Source organism: Streptococcus danieliae, assembly GCF_013415245.1.
Lineage (GTDB): Bacteria > Bacillota > Bacilli > Lactobacillales > Streptococcaceae > Streptococcus > Streptococcus danieliae_A.
The window spans coordinates 1-19,660 of sequence record NZ_JACBXX010000160.1 but is presented as its reverse complement, the minus strand read 5'-3'; the positions used below and the strand labels follow the sequence as shown (position 1 = coordinate 19,660).

Genomic DNA, 19,660 nt, shown 5'->3' with positions numbered 1-19,660 from the left:
TTATCAAATGAAATCAGACAACTCATCAGAATGAGTTGTAGTACTTATCTAGCAGATAGGATGGGTGGCTAACTTCATTTTAAAATTTTTGAAAATAAATGTTTTGCGAGAGCCATAATTTCAGTCCAGCAAAAAACGGCTGACAAGCAGCCGTTTCAAGAGATTAATAAAGTTTCAAGTCCCGAGAATCTACAGGGAAGCTTGGATTGTATGGGTTGTGGCGAAGTTTAATCTTCTTAACATCTTCAATCGTTTGTGCTCCTGCCAATTGCATAACAGTTTTCAATTCGCTATTGAGGTGTTCGAATACTTGGCGAACTCCGACACTACCTCCAAGGCTAAGTCCATAGATAACTGGACGTCCGATAGCGACTAGGTCAGCACCTGAAGCAAGGGCTTTGAAGACGTGTTGACCACGACGGACTCCTGAGTCGAAGACGATTGGAACACGTTTATCAACTGCTTCTGCCACTTCTTGAAGTGAGTCAAAGGCAGCAGGTCCACCATCGATTTGACGACCACCGTGGTTGGTTACCCAGATACCGGCAGCACCTGCACCAAGTGAACGCTCAACGTCTTCTTTACATTGTGGTCCTTTTACATAAACTGGAAGACCAGAGTACTCTGCGATAAACTCTACGTCACGTGGAGAAAGTTTTTGTTTTGCAGACTCGTAAACGAAGTCCATTGTTTTACCAGCTCCATCAGGTAGATATTCTTCAACGATTGGCATACCTACTGGGAACACAAATCCATTACGCTTATCAACCTCACGGTTACCACCAACTGTTGCGTCAGCAGTCAAAACAATAGCCTTGTAGCCTTCAGCTTTTACACGGTCCATGATGTGACGGTTGATTCCATCATCTTTACTGAAGTAGAATTGGAACCAGTGTGGTGTACCATTCAAGGCTTGAGTAATTTCTGGCAAGTCAGTAGTTGAGTAAGAACTAGTTGTAAAGAGGGATCCAAATTCATGAACTCCTTTAGCAGTTGCAACTTCACCTTGCTCATTGGCTAGTTTATGAGCCGCAACCGGTGCCATGATGATTGGAGATGATAGCTTATCTCCATAAATTTCCACTTCTGTTGAAGGATTTTCAACATCCATCAAAGTATGTGGTACAATCAACTTATGGTTAAATGCACGGATATTTTCACGTAGGGTGAAGGTATCTTCAGCACCACTCGCAATATATCCAAAAGCAGCTTTCGGAATCACCTTTTGAGCCATTGGCTCTAGATCATAAGTATTAATAAAATCAACAGGTCCCTCAGCATTACTTGTTTTGAAAACCATAAAAATTCCTCCTTAAGTTTAACCATTTTAAACTGTTAATCACTCTATGAGGATTAACTTTAATTAATTATAGCATTATTTGAATCCGCTTTCAAATGATATGCTCACTTTTCACAAAAAAATAATTGTTTAAGCGTTTACGCTAAATTTCAAGTTCAAGTTAGCCACCTATAAGAAATTCATTCGGTGACTTGTAATCCAAACATCTTTTAGGATAATTGTTAATCCAATTTTCGATAAAAGCGACTTCTTTGGGAGTCGTTTTCTTTGTGCCTTTTGGCAACCATCTACGGATTAATCGATTATGATTCTCATTTGTCCCCCTTTCCCAAGATGAGTAAGGATGAGCATAATAGATGTTTTCAGGAGAGAATACCTCAGGTAAACGGTTAAATTCTCTTCCATTGTCGGCAGTTAAAGATTTGATGGGATAGGTTTTTAAAATATGAACCAACTCCTGATTAACGGACTGACTGCTCTTATCAGGAATCATCCGTATAATCTGATGACGACTTCGACGATCCGTTAAGACTAACAGACAGCTATTCTTTTCTCTTGTTAATACAAGGGTATCAATCTCATAGTGATGGTTTTCTAAGCGATCATTAATAGATTCTGGGCGTTCTTCAATGGATTTTCCTGCAGGTTTAAAACTGGGACTGGCTTTTCTCTTTCCGGTCTTTTCTTTCCTTGGATAAAGCATATCCTCCTTACTTAAACCTAGATGCCCATTGTGAATCCAATAGTAAATTGTAGAAATACTCACCCTAATGTCTTTTGCCCTGACCATCATTTCAGGAGAGACTTTCTGTTTATTGTAATGGCAGATAGTTTCCTTTAAGTCCTTGGTGAGACTGAGTTTTTTAACGGATCGTTGTCGCTTTGTTTGATAAGAAGTTTGAGCATAATCTGCGGAGTAGATAAGCTCAAATTTTCCTTTTTTAGTTTGTTGTCGGACTTGTCCTCTCTTGATTTCGTTATGAATGGTTTGAGGAGCTTTCCCCAGAAGACGGGCAATTTCGCGATTCGATTTCCCTTCCTTCTTCCAACGTTCAACCAAGCGACGCTCGCCAATTGTCAAATGCTTCCCTTTTGGTGTATAATGTTCTTGCATCTCTGTGCCTCTCTTCTTGTGTTTGTGGTGAATTACAAGTATAGCACAGAGGTGTTTTCTTATACCCTGAAAGAGATTTTATTTGACAACAGGAACCCTTGAAACTGTAGTCTATGCTAAACCAAGGCTAACATTAGCCTTGGCACACTAGCCTAACAGTTTCAAGCCTATTATCAAACAAAATCATACACTCCTCCAAAGGTGCTCATAACCTCTGGATTTCCTGTAGGGGAAGTGGCTAACTTCATTTTAGAACTTTCAGTTTAAGCGTTTACATCTCTTTAGACTATCGACAAAACGTATTTTGGGTGGTAGAATTGACTATGTGAGAGAGGTAACTCTCTTTAAAAAGAAAAGGAGATGTTTAGATCATGACTGTTACTAAACAACACAAAAAGGTTATCCTTGTTGGTGATGGTGCTGTAGGTTCATCTTACGCATTTGCACTTGTTACTCAAGGAATTGCACAAGAGTTGGGTATTGTAGATATCTTTAAAGAAAAAACTCAAGGTGATGCAGAAGACTTGAGCCACGCTTTGGCGTTTACGTCACCTAAGAAAATCTACGCTGCTGACTATTCAGATGCACATGATGCTGACCTTGTTGTTTTGACTGCTGGTGCTCCACAAAAACCAGGTGAAACTCGTTTGGACTTGGTTGAGAAAAACTTGCGTATCAACAAAGAAGTTGTTACTCAAATCGTTGACTCTGGATTTAACGGTATTTTCTTGGTAGCTGCGAACCCAGTAGATATCCTTACTTATTCAACTTGGAAATTCTCAGGTTTCCCTAAAGAACGCGTAATCGGTTCTGGTACTTCTCTAGACTCAGCTCGCTTCCGTCAAGCACTTGCTGACAAAATCGGTATCGATGCTCGTTCTGTCCATGCCTACATCATGGGTGAGCACGGCGATTCTGAGTTTGCTGTTTGGTCACACGCAAACGTTGCTGGTGTGAAATTGGAGCAATGGTTACAAGACAACCGTGATATTGATGAGCAAGGTCTTGTTGATCTCTTTGTATCTGTTCGTGATGCAGCTTACTCCATCATCGAGAAAAAAGGTGCGACTTTCTACGGTATCGCTGTTGCCCTAGCACGGATCACTAAAGCCATCTTGGATGATGAGAATGCAGTCCTTCCACTTTCAACTTACCAAGCAGGCCAATACGGTATTGACGATGTCTTCATCGGACAACCTGCCATCGTTGGTGCTCACGGTATCGTTCGTCCTGTAAACATCCCATTAAACGACCGCGAATTGCAACAAATGCAAGCATCTGCTAACCAATTGAAAGCTATCATTGATGAAGCATTTGCCAAAGAAGAGTTTGCATCAGCTGTTCGTAACTAATTATAATTTTGTATGAGTTGTGTGGAAATAGCTTTCCACACAACTCTTTTAATTATCACTTCTAGACCTAATCAAAACCACTCTACCAGGAGTCAGCTCACTCAAGCTGGCTCTCCTTGTAGAGTGGTTTTTTACTTCTTATTTTGGATACATTTTAAATTGTAGGAATAAATCGTTATAAATTCCCAGCCATTTAGGGCCAAGGTTTTGATAAACTTCCAGATTTTGTTTGGCTTCTTCGGTTGGATAGAAGGCCTGGTCTAAACGCATCTCATCTGGTAGTTCTGCCTGGGCAGTTAGATTGGGAGTGGAATAACCGATGTATTCCGCATTCTGTAGGGCTACGTCTGGTTGCAACATAAAATTGATAAAGGCATAGGCTGCTTCCCGGTTCTTGACCGTGTGGGGAATCACAATGTTGTCAAACCATAAATTCGAACCCTCTGGTGGTACTACATAATGCAAATGTTCATTCTCATCCAACATCTGCCGAGCTTCGCCAGAGAAGGTGACGCCAATCCCAGCATTGTTTTGGATCATATAGTTTTTCATCTCATCAGCTACAATCGCTTTGATATTTGGAGTCAGCTTGTAGAGATGGTCTGTAGCTTGGTTTAACTCTTTTTGCTTTTGACTATTAATAGAGTAGCCAAGTGAGTTAAGACTCAGTCCCATGACCTCGCGAGCCCCATCAATCAACATAATTTGATTCTTATAGGCCGGATTCCATAAGTCTGCCCAATGCTGAGGCGCTTGGTCAATCAACTGATCATTGTAGACAATCCCAAGTGTTCCCCAGAAATAAGGAATAGAGTAAGCATTTTTAGGATCAAAACTCTGGTCCAGCAGCGATGGATCAATGTGCTCAAGACCAGTAATTTTACTGTGATCCAGCTTCTCCGCCAAACCTTCCTGAATCATTTTTTGGATCATGTACTCACTCGGAATCACCAGGTCGTAAGTGGTTCCCCCCTGCTTAACCTTGGTATACATGGCCTCATTAGAATCAAAGGTTTCATATTGAATCCGAATCCCCGTTTCCTCTGTAAAGCGTTTAATCAATTCCGGATCAATATAATCTCCCCAATTGTAGATCACCAAAGGCCTTTTTTGCCCCTGGCTTTCCTTGGGTTGTAGCTGCCAGATGATGGCTCCTAGGGTTAGAAGGATTAAACCAATTCCCGCTACAAAGCTTATGAGTCGCTTCATTGCTCTTCCTCCTTTTGTCTCGAAATAAAATAGAAACCAATAACCAGCAAAATACTGAAGAGGAAGACCAAAGTGGATAGGGCATTAATCTCCAAGGAGACACCGCGTCTCGCACGGGAATAGATTTCAACCGCCAAGGTTGTAAAGCCGTTCCCCGTCACAAAAAAGGTAACTGCAAAATCATCCAAGGAGTAGGTAAAGGCCATGAAATAACCCGCAATGATGGCTGGTGTTAGGTAAGGAAAAAGAATTTCTCGCAATACCTGACCCTCAGAAGCTCCTAAATCATAAGCTGCATTGATCATGTCCTGGTTCATCTCTTGCAAGCGCGGCAAGACCATCAACACAACAATCGGGATAGAAAAGGCAACGTGACTCAACAAAACCGATACAAAACCTAATTGAAAACCAATCAGGGTAAAGAGAATCAGGAAACTAGCCCCTGTCATGACATCAGGCGCCACCATTAGGACATTGTTGAATCCTAATAAACTGGCCTGTATCGGCTTTCTCGCTTTATACAAGAGAATCGCCCCAAAGGTTCCAATCAGAGTCGCAATACTAGCCGATAAAAAGGCTAAAAAGAAGGTTTGCGTCAAAATCAGAATCAAGCGCTGATCAGAAAAGAGGGTTTGAAAATGCTCCCAAGTGAAACCAGTAAAAGCGTTCATATCGCCACCAGCATTAAAAGCATAGGCAATCAAATAGAAAATAGGCAGATACAAGAGCGCAAAGACTAGAAACAGATAGAGATTTGCTAGTTTTTTCATGCTTCTCTCCTCTCTCTTGTTAGCCACATAGTTAGGAGCATGGCCACGATCAGAACAACACCAATGGTCGATCCCATACCCCAGTTTTCCGTAATGAGGAAATGCTGCTCAATTGCTGTCCCCAAGGTAATCACCCGGTTTCCACCAATCAAACGTGTCAGCATAAAGAGACTGAGACTGGGGATAAAGACTGCCTGTACCCCTGAACGTACACCTTTCATGGACATGGGGAAAATTACCCACCAGAAGGTTTGCCAGCGACTACCACCAAGGTCGTACGAGGCATTGATCACTGACTTATCTAGCTCATCAAGGGCGTTAAAAATCGGCAAAATCATAAAGGGTAATTCAATGTAAGAGCTAACTAGCAGGAAGGAAAAATCTGTAAACAGTAACTGCTGGGAGCCAATCCCTACAAAGCTAAGAAACTGATTAACCGCTCCCTCCTGGCTCAAAATCCCTAAAAAAGCGTAGGCTTTTAACAAGAGATTAATCCAGGTTGGGAGAATAATCAGTAAGAGCCAGAGTTCCTTGTGCTTGAGTTGAGTCAGAAAATAGGCCATGGGATAACTGATGGCTAGTGTTAAAGCCGTAATCAATCCCGCATATAAGATCGAATTAAACCCCATCCGCAAGTAGGTGGCATTATCAGCCTGGAAAAAGGTCCGGAAATTATCCAAGGAGAAGGAACCATCATTGGTAAAAAAGGATTGGAAAACAATCAAGACCAGTGGGGCTAGTACAAAGAGAAAAATCCACAATAGATAGGGAATGGAGAAGAAATTAGCTATCCTTGTCTTCATCGCGTTCCTCCTCGATGGCTTGAATCAAACCAGCTTCTGCCTCTTCCAGATCAACATATTCTTCAATACGCGCATCAAACTCTTCTTCTGTTTCATTCAAACGCATAATATGAATATCTTCTGGTTCAAAGTCTAAACCGATTACTTCTCCCACAATAGCTTTACGCGTTGAGTGAATCATCCACTCATTGCCCAGGTCATCATAGGCAATAATTTCATAATGAACCCCTCGAAACAGTTGCGTATCGACAGTAACCTGTAATTTCCCTTCTTCCGGGAGGGTGATTCGCAAATCTTCTGGACGAATGACCACCTCTACCGCTTCCCGGGGACGCATACCTCCGTCAACGGCTTCAAACCTACGACCATTAAACTCAACCAAATAATCTTCAATCATGGTTCCAGGTAGAATATTGGACTCTCCGATAAAGCTGGCTACAAAATGGTTAATCGGCTCGTCATAAATATCGACAGGCGTCCCTGATTGGATAATCTCTCCCTCATTCATGACAAAGATCCAATCGCTCATGGCCAAGGCTTCTTCCTGGTCATGGGTTACAAAAACAAAGGTAATCCCCAAGCCCTGTTGCAATTCACGCAACTCATACTGCATGTCTGTCCGTAATTTTAAGTCGAGAGCAGACAGAGGCTCATCCAGTAACACAACCCGGGGCTGGTTAATAATCGCACGCGCAATCGCCACCCGCTGACGCTGGCCTCCGGAAAGTTTTTGAATGGACCGTTTTTCATAACCAGACAACTGGACCATCTTCAAGACCTGACTCACGCGCTCTGCAATTTCTTTTTTATCAACCTTGCGCACCTTGAGCGGAAAAGCTACATTGTCAAAGACATTCATATGGGGAAAAAGCGCATAGGACTGAAAAACTGTATGCACATCCCGCTGGTTGATAGGAACGTCATTCAGACGTTGGCCATCCAAAAAGATATCCCCAGACGAAGGGTCTAAAAGACCGGCAATCATATTCAAAATAGTTGATTTCCCAGAACCAGAAGCTCCTAACAGGGTATAGAACTTCCCTTCCTCCAACTCAAAATTGATGTCTTTTAAGACCTGGGTTCCTGTATCTTCATAAACTTTGGATACATGCCGAAATTCAATGATTGGTTGTTTCACTCGTAATCTCCAATAATTCTAACTTCAGGCTCTAAACGTACACCTGCATGTTCTTCCACTCGTTGAATAACATCTTGAATCAACTGCTCATAATCAGCAGCTGTCCCATCATACCGATTCACCATAAAACCCGCATGTTTGGTCGACACTTCAACACCACCAATACGATAACCCTTTAAATCCGCCTCCGAAATCAATTGACCCGCAAAATGCCCCGGTGGACGTTTAAAGACAGAACCACAACTTGGATATTCCAGGGGTTGCTTCAATTCCCGCAAATGCGTCAGCCGCTTCATCTCCTGTTCAATCAGTTGATAGTCACCCGGTTTCAAGGAGAATTTAGCTGAGATAACAATATCGCCGGTCTCCTGGATGGCTGAATGGCGATACCCAAAACGCATATCACGATTGTCTAATGTCTTAATTTCGCCCTCTTTGGTTAAAATCGTACAAGACTCCAAGACATGACCAATTTCACCGCCATAGGCTCCCGCATTCATGAAAACAGCTCCGCCAACGCTTCCCGGAATCCCACAGGCAAATTCAAAACCGGACAAACTATGGTGCAAGGCAATATGAGTGGTCTGGATCAAGTTGGCTCCGGCTTCTGCTTCAATCATATAACCATCAACAGAGATATGATTCAAATGGTTAAACATGATGACAAAACCACGAACCCCACCATCACGAATAATGATATTGCTGGAATTCCCCAATACCATCCAGGGAATCTCTTCACGATTGGCCAATTTGACAATCCGCAACAATTCATACTTATTCTTTGGGAAGACCAAATAGTCAACCGGTCCCCCAACTTTAGTATAGGTAAACTCCTTCAAGGGATAGTCAAAACGAATATCAATCCCTTCAAGCTCAGCTTGAATTTTCTCTCTACTTATCATCGTCTCATCCTTTATTTTTATCAACTCTCATTATACCATCTTTTCCCCTAAAATTGACCTGATTCAAGAGAGCACACAAGAAAAAGACACCTTCTTTAACGCAAAGGTGTCTAAAAAATCATTCTTGCTGTCCTTGAAAGACTTCCCAGATTTTCTGCTGGGGTCTGGCAAAGGGATAGGCTTCAAAATCCTGGGCTGACACCCAGAGACTACCCTCGGGTAGGTCAGGTGTCCCCTTTACCTGCCCCACTTCAATCTTTATATGCCATTTGCGATGGCTGAAAATATGTTTGACTGCTGGTAAATTTTGCCCCTGCCAGTCAATTTCAAAGGGATAGTCAACCTGGAGACGTGACCGTGCATCGCTCTCTTCAGCTACTTCTAAAGGCTGCTCAAAAAGGGTTAATTCCTTTTCTTCCTCTACTTCTAGCAAGGGGAAGTGCCAAAAGCCCGCTAAGAGATTGCTGTGGTCATTTTTCTCCAGTAGAAAGTCCCCAGCCTGGTTCTGCAGAATAAAGGCTTTGAGAAAAATCGGCACTGGCTTCTTCTTAGGAGCTTTGATGGGATAGCGATCCATAGTACCGTGTAAATAGGCTGCTGAAAAGTCTTTTACGGGACTCTCGTGAGGTCTAGGATTAACAGGTGCCTCAATATCCGACCCCAGATCCATCAAGGCCTGGTTAAAGTCCCCAGGTCTTTGCGGATCAATTAGAACTTCCATCATAGCCTGAAAAACCTTCCGATTGGTTGGGTTTCCAATGTCTAAGTCGACTTCAAATAACCGTGCCAAAACCCGCATCACATTCCCATCCACGGCTGGTTCAGGCAAATTGAAGGCAATACTGGCTATTGCTCCTGCAGTATAAGGTCCAATCCCTTTTAAACTTCGGATCTCTTCCATTGTTGCAGGAAACTTCCCCTCATACTTTTCCACCATCGTCTGAGCCGCCACCTGCATATTGCGGACCCGCGAATAGTAACCCAGACCTTCCCAGGTTTTTAACAAGGTCTCTTCCTCAGCTGCCGCTAAATCAGGAATGGTTGGAAAGGTCTCCAAAAAGCGCTGAAAATAGGGGATGACTGTATCAACCCGCGTTTGTTGCAGCATAATTTCGGAAACCCAAATCCGATAGGGATCCGTATTTTCCCGCCAGGGGAGATCGCGTTTTTCACGATCATACCAGTCGAGCAGAGCCGACCGGAAGGCCTGGATTTTCTGGTCAGGCCACATCTCGATACCGTATTTCTTTAAATCCATCATATTGCTAGATCAAATTTCAATTGTGGGCGCACAGGATCATAATCGACCAATTCGAAATCTTCAGCCCGGATATCGTAAAAATTCGTTCCATCTGGTACATTTAAGACCAACCGCGGAGTCTGCTGCGAGGCTGTTCGATTCAACAATTCCAGGGCTTGTTCAAACTGATTATCATAAATGTGAAGATTATTTACGAAATAGAAAAATTTACCCGGTTTCCAGCCAAAGTGCTTGGCAATCATCATCTGCAGGGCCACATACTGCATGGCATTAATGTGGTGGGCTACCAACATATCATTGGAGCGTTGGGTAAGGGTTGCATCCAAATAGAGATCATCACCGACCCGGCGAACATCAAACATGGTTTGAAAGGCACAAGGAAGTAAGCCTCCTGTCTGGTCAAAAGCCTGGTAGTCCCAAAGAGAAATCACATTGCGGCGATTCCAGGGATTTTCAGCTAGTTGCTCAAGAATGCGGTCGATAATCTGGTGTTTTTTTACAACGGCTCCATAGCGTTGGCCAATTGTTCCTGTATTGTCTACTTCCCAATCGTTCCAGTAGCCAACTCCATACTTGTCATTGAGCAAGTCCAGGTCATTAGATTGATCTTGGTAAATCCAAAGAATCTCTTTAATAGCCGATTTTATGGGAATTGGCCGCAGGCTGGTAATCGGAAATTCGCCCTTGGATAGATCATATTCCGTAAAGGATCCGGTGATGTATTTCGAATGGGCGGTCCGACCGTCCTTATATTGGGGTCTGGCTTGTTCGCTCATAACCCCTTCCTCTAAAATTTTTCGTATATTGCTTTTGAAAATATCGTCTGCGCGTGTCATAGGCTGTCCTTTTTTAATGTAGAAGAGGCTGGAGTTGCCCAGCCTCTTCTATACTATCATACTGATTATTGAAGAACCAATGATGCTGCTCCAATAACGCCTGCATCATTGCCCAACTGAGCCAAGGAAAGTTTTGTCGAACTGGCAACTTGAGGGAAGGCATTGGCTTTAAATACTGCCTCAACTCCGTTCAAAAGGAACTCTCCAGCAGCTGAAACACCACCACCAATGACAATGGTTGATGGATTTAAGATGCTTGCAATGTTGGCACAGGCAATACCTAGATAGCGTGAGAAGTTGCGGTAAACAATCAAGGCTAGCTCATCGCCCTCCTTGGCAAGGTCAAAAACAACCTTAGCGGTTACATCATCACCATCATCGATCAACTGTTTCAAACGGGCATCGCCTGCATACTCATCAGCATAACGACGAGTTAGATTGACAATACCAGTTGCCGAAGCCACAGTTTCCAAGCAGCCAGGCTTGCCACAAGTACACATGATTGGTTGATCAAAGTCCACAACGATGTGCCCCAACTCACCTCCAGCTCCCGCAATTCCGTGAATTAAATTCCCGTCGGCGATAACACCGCCACCAACACCGGTTCCAAGAGTCATGAAGACAACATCTGGGGCATTACCACCAGCCCCAACCCAGCGCTCTCCAAGTGCAGCAACATTGGCATCGTTATCAATATAGAAAGGAATTCCCAGAGCTGCTTCCATTTGCTCTTTGACAAGCTGTGGGGTTTTCCAGTTGAGGTTATAAGCTCCTACAACCGTACCCGCTTGGCGGTCAACCACTCCTGGTGAGCCCATTCCAATTCCGAGGAAGTTCTCGGCAGTCAAGTTCAACAGGTCTAAGCGATGTTGAATAGAAGCAATCATTTCTGGAACAATATGACTTCCCTCATCCAAAATATTGGTTTTAATAGACCATTTTTCCTGAATCTCACCCGCTTGGGTTAAAATTGCAAATTTAATGGATGTGCCACCAAGGTCAATACCAATAATTTTCTTCTCCACCTTCAAACTCCTTCGATTTTTATCATGGTTTCAGTATATCAGAATTCATCCTTTCTGAAAAGAGGAAACGTTTGCATTATTTTAAAATCTAACCGCTTTCTTTTCATAATAGAGACTATAAAAAACTGGGAAGTCCCAGTTTCTACCTAATTATTCAAAACTTTCATCAGCTGCACCAGACCACTATAAACAAAGGCCGAGGCAACTAGACGGGCGGCAACACCACTACCGACCATGGCATGGTTGATTAAGAAAAAGCCTAAAACCAAGCCTAGCAAGCTGGACCAAAACAGGTAATTGGACAGAATCGGCACTTCCTTACGCATTCCTGCTGATTCAATCAGGCGAATGATAGCAAGCAATACAATCCAGCTCCCTAGGAGAGTTGGAACCACTAAGGAAAAGCCTAGAAAAGTACCAACAAACAGGTAAGAGCCCAATAAGCCCTCCACCCCAACAATCATGGGCAGCCAGATTGATTGAGCCTGACTGGGAAGTCCCTTATAGAAAAAGAGACCACTGATCCCATTCAAAACGAGAACAAGAGCTAGGAGCCAGGCAATCGCCAAGAGGTCTGTTCTTGGATTCCAAAATAGAAAAATCCCGAGGGCGATGGAAGCAAAAGCTGCCACCAAAACTCCCCATTTACTACCCTGATTCACAAAACTGGCTCCTTTCACTAATGCTCTTTCTACTATATAGATTTCCTAGGTTCTTGTCAAGAAATCGCAACAATCGTCCGCCCTAAATGCTGACCTGCTTTGAGTTTCTGAGCTGTTTCCGCAATCTCTTCCAGGCCAATCACTTGGACAAACTCCTCACCTCTCAGCTTCCACTCCTGAGCTAGGAGGGACCAGATTTTTTTCCGTTTTTCCGAATCAAGGGCAACAGAATCGATACCAATCAAGCGGATGCCACGCAGAATAAAAGGGAGGACTGTGGCCTCCAGTTTGAGCCCACCGGCATTGCCACAGGTCGTCACAGCACCCCCATAAGCGACTTTAGGTAAAATCTGGGATAGAACTGGGCCGCCGACAGTGTCCAGAACATAATCGAATTCCTGCCGTTCCAAGGGCTTCCCAGAAGCAGCCAACTCAGAGGTTAGCAAGACCTCACTGGCACCTAAAGCTGTAACCAGAGGCACCTGATAAGGTTTCCGAACCAAGGCCTGAATCCCTTGGTAACCTGCCTTAACCAAGAGCTGCAGGGCTAGGCTGCCGACACCGCCACTGGCTCCGGTGACCAAAATTCTTGGTGAGCTTTCCGGTGTCATCCCAGCCTGCTCCAGTTCCAACAAGGACAGGGTAGCTGTGACACCAGCTGTTCCCAAAATCATGGCTTCTTTCAAGCTTAATCCTGCTGGCAGCGGGAGTAGCCAATCAGCAGGTACTCGAGCATATTCCGCAAATCCCCCGGAATGGGCCACTCCCAGATCATAGCCTGTCACCAAAACCTCTTGGCCTGCAGAAAAAAGAGGATTCGAACTTTCGACAACCCAGCCACTTAGATCAATCCCCGGGATCATGGGATAAGTTCTTAGGACCCCTCCTCTGGGCTCTAAGGCCAGCATGTCCTTGTAATTAACCGACGAATAGGCGACTTTGACCAGTACATCTCCAGAACCGAGTTCATCCAAAGCAATGGTTTTCAAGACTACCTTGCCGGGGGCTTCCACAACAAGTGCTTTACAGTTCTTCATAGCCAACCTCCTTTGTCTTCTATTGTACTTGATTTTCCTTAAAAACAAAAAGCCGACCCGCACCAATTTGGGATTCCCAGTCTCCGCAAATTAGTGAGAAATCAGCTTTCTGCCCATGTTTTCCTACAATTTGGAGAAGACAAACCTTCCCAATCTAGGATGAGGCTTACTCATCTAAATCGTCATCGTCCTCTCCAAACAAGAGGGAATTGACGTGTAGGGTATTCTGCCGTGCCTTCTCGGCAAAGTCTGCTTCCTGTCCAGTCCACAAACTATTGAGATAGGCAATGACCATGGGCATGTTCATACCAGCGTAGATATCAAAGGAGGCACCTTCTAAGACCATGCGACTGACAACGTTGCAGGGAGTTCCCCCTTGCAAATCCGCAAAGATCACAACTTCATCTTCTTTATAGTTTGCCAGCAGGGCTTCAACTTTGACTTGGAAGTCCTCCGGTCCTTCACTCTCTAGTAATCCAATCGCATGAATCCCTTCCTGAGGCCCCATAATCATTTCCGTGCTTCGTTTTAACTCAGCCGCAAAGGAACCATGGCTTACCAAGATTAATTGTTTTTCCATACAGGCCTCGTTTTCTATTTGGTCAAAATATCCATGCCGATAGCCTCACCAAGAGCGGCAAGAGCAACGATAATGGCAATCACAATAAAGATGGCTTTGGTCGAAGACATGCCTTTTTTACCAAGGAGCCAATACACACCACCGGCAATAAGGGCTGGAACCATCCGCGGTAGAATCATATCCAGGTAGTTTTGGATATCGAGGGCAACCCCGAAAACTTCTGGAACGGCTGCGATTTTTACATTAATCATGGTGGCAATCAAAGCACCAACCATGAACAGTCCCAATACAGAAGCGGCATCTGTCAAAGCCTCTAGATGAGACTGCATGGTTGTAACCAGGGAAACGCCTTCCTTATAAGCAATTTCAAGTTGTTTCCAGCGGAAAATGTTGATGGCCATCGACACTGCAACCCAGAGGAAAACGCCAACTGGATTTCCTTCAATAGCCATATTAGCTGCAATGGCACCCATAATGGCTGGGAAAATCGCATCTCCAATTGCCGCAAAGGGACCCATTAAAGCCGTTTTAATCCCAGAGACCGCATCTTTGGAGGCGACCCCTTCTTTTTCTTCCAAGGCAATATCAATACCGGTCACGATGGTGTGGAAAAAATTGGAGGTATTGAAGAATTGGCTATGGGTTTTCATCATTTGTTTGAGTTCATCGGTTCCATCCCCACACATCTTCCGCAATTGTGGCAGAATCATATAAAGATAACCAGAACCCTGCATCCGCTCATAATTCCAACCCCATTGGAAGGTGAACAAACTCCGTTTATTAATCTGGTTAAAATCTGCTTTGGTTAGTTTATACTTAGATTTCATCATCTTCAATTTCCTCCACATCATTCGGGTTAACTGCCGCAACTACTTTTGGGGTTTCAATCAATTTTTTGTAATGAAGAGAAGCAATCGCAAAGCCAATCAAGGCGATTCCCAAAATGGATAGTCCGTTAAACTTAGTGGTAAAATCTTCAGATAAACCAGCCACTGCAGTCCCTAGCGTTGAAGTATAACCAAAGAGGGTGGTTAAAAGGGCGGTAAGGACAAAACCACCAATCAAATATGGGAAATGTTTTTTAACAGGCAGGTAACGAAGCAAGATCGCAAATCCGACACCCGGTAGCGCCCCACCGGCTACAGTCAGTCCCTTGGTCAACCAAGGAAGGCTGGTTTCCAAAAAGTCAACCGCTGATTGAACGGCTCCAGCACCAAAGGTAAGGGCGAGGAAGACTGGAAGGGCACGGGAGAGCGCCCAAGGTAGAGCTCCGAGGAGGTAGTTGACCTCAATTCCTTTATAGTTAAAATCCTCAACATGTTTATCAATCCGGTGAGCGAAGTAGGTGGTGGTGAAACGACCTAGAACGTCGGTTTGAACCATCAAAGCGGCAACCGGAACCGCGATGGTTGAAATGGCTAAAAGGGGATCCATCTTTAGGGCCACTGAGAAGGCTGTTGCTAGCACAGTCCCAGAGTTGGCATCAATCCGAGAGGCACCCCCGAAGGTTCCTACACCCAAGACGGTTAATTGCAAGGAGCCTCCAATAAAGAGACCGGTTTGTAAATCTCCCATAATCAAACCAGCAATCAGACCCGCAAATACAGGTGATCCCGCTGAGGAGACAATGGTCAATTCATCCAAAATTTGGTAACCCGCATAGAGGGTTAACAGTAAGATTTGCCACCATTTTGTTGAGCAAGGCCATGAAGTCTTCTGCCCCATCATTGGGAACCATTTGATGGTAAAGTTTAACTCCCTTGGCATGTAATTGTTTGAAATCTTCAACATCCTTATCGGTCACATTAACACTCCGGGTAATCGATCTAGTTTCATCACTTTGAGACATGTTGCCCACATTTAACTCTTCCAGAGCAACCCCGTGCTCCACCAATTCCAAAAAGCGGTCTGGCTTGCGTGCTACAATCATCAAACGCTGAGAATTGTACTTACCTGCCTGAATATTGGCCGCCGCTTTGGCAACTGGTAGGACACTCAAGCGAACTCCTGGTGGGACTGCCAATTTCAAGCCAGCTTTTTCAATATCATTTTGAGCAACCTCGTCATCAATGACCATGATCCGAGAAATATCTAATTTCGTCGTCCAGAGATTAGCGACTTGTCCATGGATGAGACGTCCATCAATCCGCGTTGCAATAATTGCCATATTCTTTCCTCCTTTAGGCTTCTATATCCTTTTTTATCAAGGGCCTTGGCCCAAGTTGCATCCTATCTTGGATCATTCCCTCACTCTCAAATAAGATGAGGGTGTTCTTTCCTTTGTTTAAAAAAGCTGCTGGTAAATAAAGGCTGAGATGGGGGCCTACCTGCCAAAAACGGCCTAGATTGTGGCCATTGACGGAAACGAATCCCTTCCCAAAACCACTCACATCCAGATAACAAGAAAGCGCTTCCTCTAAGTCGAACGTAAATTCATGAAAACCGGGTTGACCACTTTCCCAGTCCCCTGCAAAATCAATCTTACTAAGCATATCCTGATCAAAGGCCAAGGGGAATTGTTCCCATTCCGTCAAGAAATGCAGGTCCTTCATGACCCCAGTTCGGATTCCTTTTTGCTGGCTTGGGGCGAGTAGCTTATGCCCGTAATTGACCCGACCCTGATTCTCAACCAAGATATCCAGTTGATCATATCTTGCCTGAGAATCGTGGTCAAAGGGCGTTCCGACACTATCCTGATCTTGCGTTACTACATGTTCTAAATTGATAAAAACCTGAGCCCGGTCACTGACATCCACTAGCCGGTAGGACTGGGGCTGGCCATCATAGGCTACCTGTTTCCGATAAAGGGTATAGCCTAGGGATTGGCCCAGTTCTTCCATGGTCATCGGATAGGTCGACTGCTGACTTGTGGCTAACTTGTCTAGTGTCGCCCAAAGGGAGACACTCCGTTTCCGTTTGATGGTCTGGGATTCCATTAACACCTTTACCAGTGGTTCCTTTTGTTCCAAATCCGGATTCCATTGATGAAGCGCCTCTTGTAACAGGTAATACTTAGGAGTCGGATTCCCAACCTCATCCAGTAAAGCATCATAATCATAAGAGGTCACCTGGGGCAGGTCACGGTTACCACGGGCAGAGCAGCCATTCATAAAACCGAAATTGGTTCCCCCGTGGAACATATAGAGATTAATACTGCCCAGCCTGATGGTTTCCATAATAGCTGCCACGGTCTCCTCGGGATCCCGTTTGATAATCGCTTCTTGCCAGCGGTTAAACCAGCCCAGCCAGAACTCCATACACATAAGTGGCCCTTCAAGTCCTTGTTCCTGCATAAAGGCTTGCAGATTCCCAAAATTCTCTTGGGCCTTGGAGCCAAAATTGGCCGTTGGTAAAATCCCTTCCTCTACTAAAGTACCGGCCTTTAGGGTTGCCAGCCAGGAACCATCCGAGGTGACAAAAGGCATTTCCCAGCCCTCTTGTTCCATTAGCCTTTTTAGTTGCTGGAGATAGGCCTTATCTTCCCCATAAGACCCATATTCATTTTCCACTTGAAACAGGAGAATCGGGCCTCCGCGCTGCAATTGGCGTTGGGTCAAAATCGGACCTAAGCGCTGGTAATAGCGCTCCACATAGGTGAGAAAGGCTGGATCACTGGACCGAATCCGAATCTTCTTGGTCAACAGCCAGGCAGGCAAGCCACCAAACTCCCATTCAGCACAGATATAGGGAGAGGGGCGGATAATGGCATAAAGCCCTAGTTCCTGAGCCAAATCCAAAAATCCCCCTAGGTCTAGCTCTCCTTGGAAATCATAGACGCCTTCTGCTGCTTCATGGAGATTCCAAGGAACATAGGTTTCAACGGTATTGAAACCTAGAGCTTTTAAGTTATACAGTGTATGGTACCAATCTTCTCTGGGAATCCGAAAATAATGGACAGCACCTGAGAGAATTTTGAAAGGTTGCCCATTCAAAAGAAAATCTTGTGCAATTGAAAATGTTTCCATGACGCCCCTTTCACAAACTAGAAAGCGTTTTCTTTTTTGATTTGGGATTGATCAACTCTGACGTGATCGATTGCCTACAACTTTTCTTTCCAAGAAGTCGCCGTTACTGCTAAAACTGCATTTAGGTCTTCCATATTCTGCCGTCCTTGGCTGCGTAGCCATTCCCGACAGGCTGCCTCCCCTTGCTCCGCAAAGATCGCCACACTGTCTTTCCAAGTCGCCCGACCACAGAGGACACCATTAAAATCAGAGCCAGCCTCCTTGGCAAATCGTAGCGTGTCTTGGAAAAGTTTAGCCGACACACCGGCACTTAGGAAAATAAAGGGAAGGTGAGTCGCTTGGGCTTGCTCCTGAAAGGCTTTCATCGCCGCTTCCCGGCTATAAACCACCTCCCCTTGACTAAAGCCCTCCACAAAGTTCATATTGACCGGAACTTCCACCTTTAAGACATCAACTTTGTAAGCAGCCTTGGAAAACTCCCGCATAGCCTCATTGACTTTATGTGGTTTAAGCACGGCATAGTCAGGGCCTGTCACATCCTCAAGCTTGGCATCATAGGTCAAGAGCTCTAAGAAGAAGGGAATATCTTCGGCCCAGCATTCACTTCCCACTCGCTCCACAAAAGCCTGCTTACGCTCATTGATTCCAGCATCTTCATCTACGTCATAATAAAGTAAAAGTTTAACGGCATCACTACCAGCTGCCTGGATTCGCAAAACGGATACATCATCTATCAAATCCGGAAAACGTCCTGGTTCACTTGTATCATAACCTGTTTTTTCATAAGCCAGTAACAAACCAGCTCCCTCTGCCCGAACCTTAGTTGCGGGCAGACCGAATTCCGGATCCAAGAGAATGGATGAAGCATAGGGGGTCAATTCCTGGCTAATCAATTCCTTAAAATGGACTACTCCGTCTGCTCCCAAGGCTTGTCCTCCCTGGGCCAACATGCGTTGGAGGGCACCCCGTTGATCAATCGCCAGAGCCCCGATAATCCCATTCGCATTGTCCAATCTTTCGAGGGCAGCCCTCTTTCTTGGACTTGGACTAAATCGTGCCATAAGTCCTCCTTATTCTTTTTCCAAAGGATAAAGGGTGACCCCTTTAACAACTCGATTAACGGTTCCACTTGGCGATGGAGTGTCTGGCTGATTCCCAACTTTAATCGAAGTATGAAGGGCCAAGGTTTGACCAAGTAGAACAAAGGCCAGCGCCACATAAGCATCAGGGATAAAGCTATAGGCCTTATCGAAAATCAAGGTCTTGCCAGCAAAACCTTCCACCTGATCAATTGCTACAGCGACAACTTCCTTGGCCACCTGATCCCCTGCTAGTTCCAATAAAATATCTCGATCATACAACCTTGTATAAGGATTGTTGGAGACAAAAGTCAAGACGAGGGTGTTGCTGTCCACAAAGGATTTAGGACCATGACGAAAACCTAAAGAGGAATCAAAGGCCGTTGCAATCCGCCCAGCCGTTAACTCCAAAATTTTCAACTGCGCCTCACGCGCCATTCCCGCATAAGCCCCTGAACCTAGGTAGACCACACGGGTAAAAGGCTTTTTCACAAGTGATTTTAATACTAAATAAAAATCGAATTTTGAATTATAATAGATTGTATGAAATTGAAATTAGATAAACAACAAGAAACTGAATTGAGATTAGCTCTTAGAAATAAAGACTACGCTACTTATCATAGACGC

At 44.5% G+C, this 19,660-nt stretch carries 20 protein-coding genes; 1 reads left to right on the top strand and 19 read right to left on the bottom strand.

Translation table 11 applies throughout. From position 1 onward, the window contains the following. Positions 1–163 precede the first annotated feature (163 nt). Both lctO and HZY94_RS07790 read right to left on the bottom strand, forming a co-directional pair. Positions 164–1,300, bottom strand: a complete 1,137-nt coding sequence (gene lctO, locus HZY94_RS07795; protein WP_179925715.1) for an L-lactate oxidase — start codon at positions 1,298–1,300, stop codon at positions 164–166. Positions 1,301–1,460: 160 nt separating this feature from the next. After that, positions 1,461–2,414 carry an IS30 family transposase gene (locus HZY94_RS07790; protein ID WP_179925714.1) on the bottom strand — a complete coding sequence of 318 codons (954 nt, stop codon included), beginning with the start codon at positions 2,412–2,414 and terminating at the stop codon, positions 1,461–1,463. Positions 2,415–2,785: 371 nt separating this feature from the next. Between HZY94_RS07790 and HZY94_RS07785 the strand changes: the two genes are divergently transcribed. Next, complete coding sequence (locus tag HZY94_RS07785; RefSeq protein WP_179924006.1) at positions 2,786–3,766, top strand: L-lactate dehydrogenase; 981 nt, start codon at positions 2,786–2,788, stop codon at positions 3,764–3,766. A gap of 138 nt (positions 3,767–3,904) precedes the next feature. On the opposite strand, the gene HZY94_RS07780 is transcribed toward HZY94_RS07785, so the two are convergent. The 17 genes from HZY94_RS07780 to HZY94_RS07700 all read right to left on the bottom strand — a co-directional run bounded on the left by HZY94_RS07780 (position 3,905) and on the right by HZY94_RS07700 (position 19,525). After that, on the bottom strand, positions 3,905–4,975 hold the full coding sequence (locus HZY94_RS07780; RefSeq protein ID WP_179925713.1) for an ABC transporter substrate-binding protein: 1,071 nt from the start codon (positions 4,973–4,975) through the stop codon (positions 3,905–3,907). Continuing rightward, positions 4,972–5,745 (bottom strand): ABC transporter permease, encoded by a 774-nt coding sequence (locus tag HZY94_RS07775; RefSeq protein ID WP_179925712.1) that lies wholly within the window; start codon positions 5,743–5,745, stop codon positions 4,972–4,974. Before HZY94_RS07775 ends, HZY94_RS07780 begins: the two co-directional genes overlap by 4 nt. Then, positions 5,742–6,548 (bottom strand): ABC transporter permease, encoded by an 807-nt coding sequence (locus tag HZY94_RS07770; RefSeq protein WP_179925711.1) that lies wholly within the window; start codon positions 6,546–6,548, stop codon positions 5,742–5,744. Before HZY94_RS07770 ends, HZY94_RS07775 begins: the two co-directional genes overlap by 4 nt. Next, complete coding sequence (locus HZY94_RS07765; protein ID WP_179925710.1) at positions 6,529–7,686, bottom strand: ABC transporter ATP-binding protein; 1,158 nt, start codon at positions 7,684–7,686, stop codon at positions 6,529–6,531. The genes HZY94_RS07770 and HZY94_RS07765 overlap by 20 nt, the downstream gene beginning before the upstream one ends. After that, positions 7,683–8,588 (bottom strand): UDP-N-acetylmuramate dehydrogenase, encoded by a 906-nt coding sequence (murB, locus tag HZY94_RS07760; RefSeq protein WP_179925709.1) that lies wholly within the window; start codon positions 8,586–8,588, stop codon positions 7,683–7,685. The genes HZY94_RS07765 and murB overlap by 4 nt, the downstream gene beginning before the upstream one ends. Before the next feature lie 118 nt (positions 8,589–8,706). Continuing rightward, the gene (mutY, locus tag HZY94_RS07755) at positions 8,707–9,849 is read right to left on the bottom strand and encodes an A/G-specific adenine glycosylase (RefSeq protein WP_179925708.1); all 1,143 of its coding nucleotides are present in this window, start codon (positions 9,847–9,849) and stop codon (positions 8,707–8,709) included. Beyond that, the gene (locus tag HZY94_RS07750; protein WP_179925707.1) at positions 9,846–10,685 is read right to left on the bottom strand and encodes a thymidylate synthase; all 840 of its coding nucleotides are present in this window, start codon (positions 10,683–10,685) and stop codon (positions 9,846–9,848) included. The genes mutY and HZY94_RS07750 overlap by 4 nt, the downstream gene beginning before the upstream one ends. Positions 10,686–10,750: 65 nt before the next feature. Further along, entirely contained in the window at positions 10,751–11,710 is a 960-nt protein-coding gene (locus tag HZY94_RS07745) for an ROK family glucokinase (RefSeq protein WP_179925706.1), read from the bottom strand. Between the two features lie 146 nt (positions 11,711–11,856). Continuing rightward, a complete protein-coding gene (locus tag HZY94_RS07740; RefSeq protein ID WP_179925705.1) occupies positions 11,857–12,372 on the bottom strand; it encodes a DUF308 domain-containing protein in 516 nt (171 codons plus the stop codon). A gap of 56 nt (positions 12,373–12,428) precedes the next feature. Next, complete coding sequence (locus tag HZY94_RS07735) at positions 12,429–13,409, bottom strand: YhdH/YhfP family quinone oxidoreductase (protein WP_179925704.1); 981 nt, start codon at positions 13,407–13,409, stop codon at positions 12,429–12,431. 166 nt (positions 13,410–13,575) lie between these two features. Continuing rightward, on the bottom strand, positions 13,576–13,989 hold the full coding sequence (locus HZY94_RS07730; RefSeq protein ID WP_179925703.1) for a PTS sugar transporter subunit IIA: 414 nt from the start codon (positions 13,987–13,989) through the stop codon (positions 13,576–13,578). A 14-nt stretch (positions 13,990–14,003) separates the two neighbouring features. Beyond that, the gene (locus HZY94_RS07725) at positions 14,004–14,819 is read right to left on the bottom strand and encodes a PTS system mannose/fructose/sorbose family transporter subunit IID (protein WP_179925702.1); all 816 of its coding nucleotides are present in this window, start codon (positions 14,817–14,819) and stop codon (positions 14,004–14,006) included. Continuing rightward, positions 14,806–15,714, bottom strand: coding sequence for a PTS mannose/fructose/sorbose/N-acetylgalactosamine transporter subunit IIC (locus HZY94_RS07720; RefSeq protein ID WP_179925717.1), 909 nt, complete (start codon positions 15,712–15,714; stop codon positions 14,806–14,808). Before HZY94_RS07720 ends, HZY94_RS07725 begins: the two co-directional genes overlap by 14 nt. Continuing rightward, positions 15,626–16,156: a PTS system mannose/fructose/N-acetylgalactosamine-transporter subunit IIB gene (locus tag HZY94_RS07715; RefSeq protein WP_179925701.1), complete on the bottom strand. Its 531-nt coding sequence runs from the start codon at positions 16,154–16,156 to the stop codon at positions 15,626–15,628. Before HZY94_RS07715 ends, HZY94_RS07720 begins: the two co-directional genes overlap by 89 nt. Positions 16,157–16,169: 13 nt before the next feature. Further along, positions 16,170–17,954 carry a glycoside hydrolase family 35 protein gene (locus HZY94_RS07710; RefSeq protein ID WP_179925700.1) on the bottom strand — a complete coding sequence of 595 codons (1,785 nt, stop codon included), beginning with the start codon at positions 17,952–17,954 and terminating at the stop codon, positions 16,170–16,172. 74 nt (positions 17,955–18,028) lie between these two features. Continuing rightward, entirely contained in the window at positions 18,029–19,015 is a 987-nt protein-coding gene (lacD, locus tag HZY94_RS07705) for a tagatose-bisphosphate aldolase (RefSeq protein ID WP_179925699.1), read from the bottom strand. 9 nt (positions 19,016–19,024) lie between these two features. Continuing rightward, positions 19,025–19,525 carry an SIS domain-containing protein gene (locus HZY94_RS07700; RefSeq protein ID WP_322783472.1) on the bottom strand — a complete coding sequence of 167 codons (501 nt, stop codon included), beginning with the start codon at positions 19,523–19,525 and terminating at the stop codon, positions 19,025–19,027. Positions 19,526–19,660: the final 135 nt, after the last annotated feature.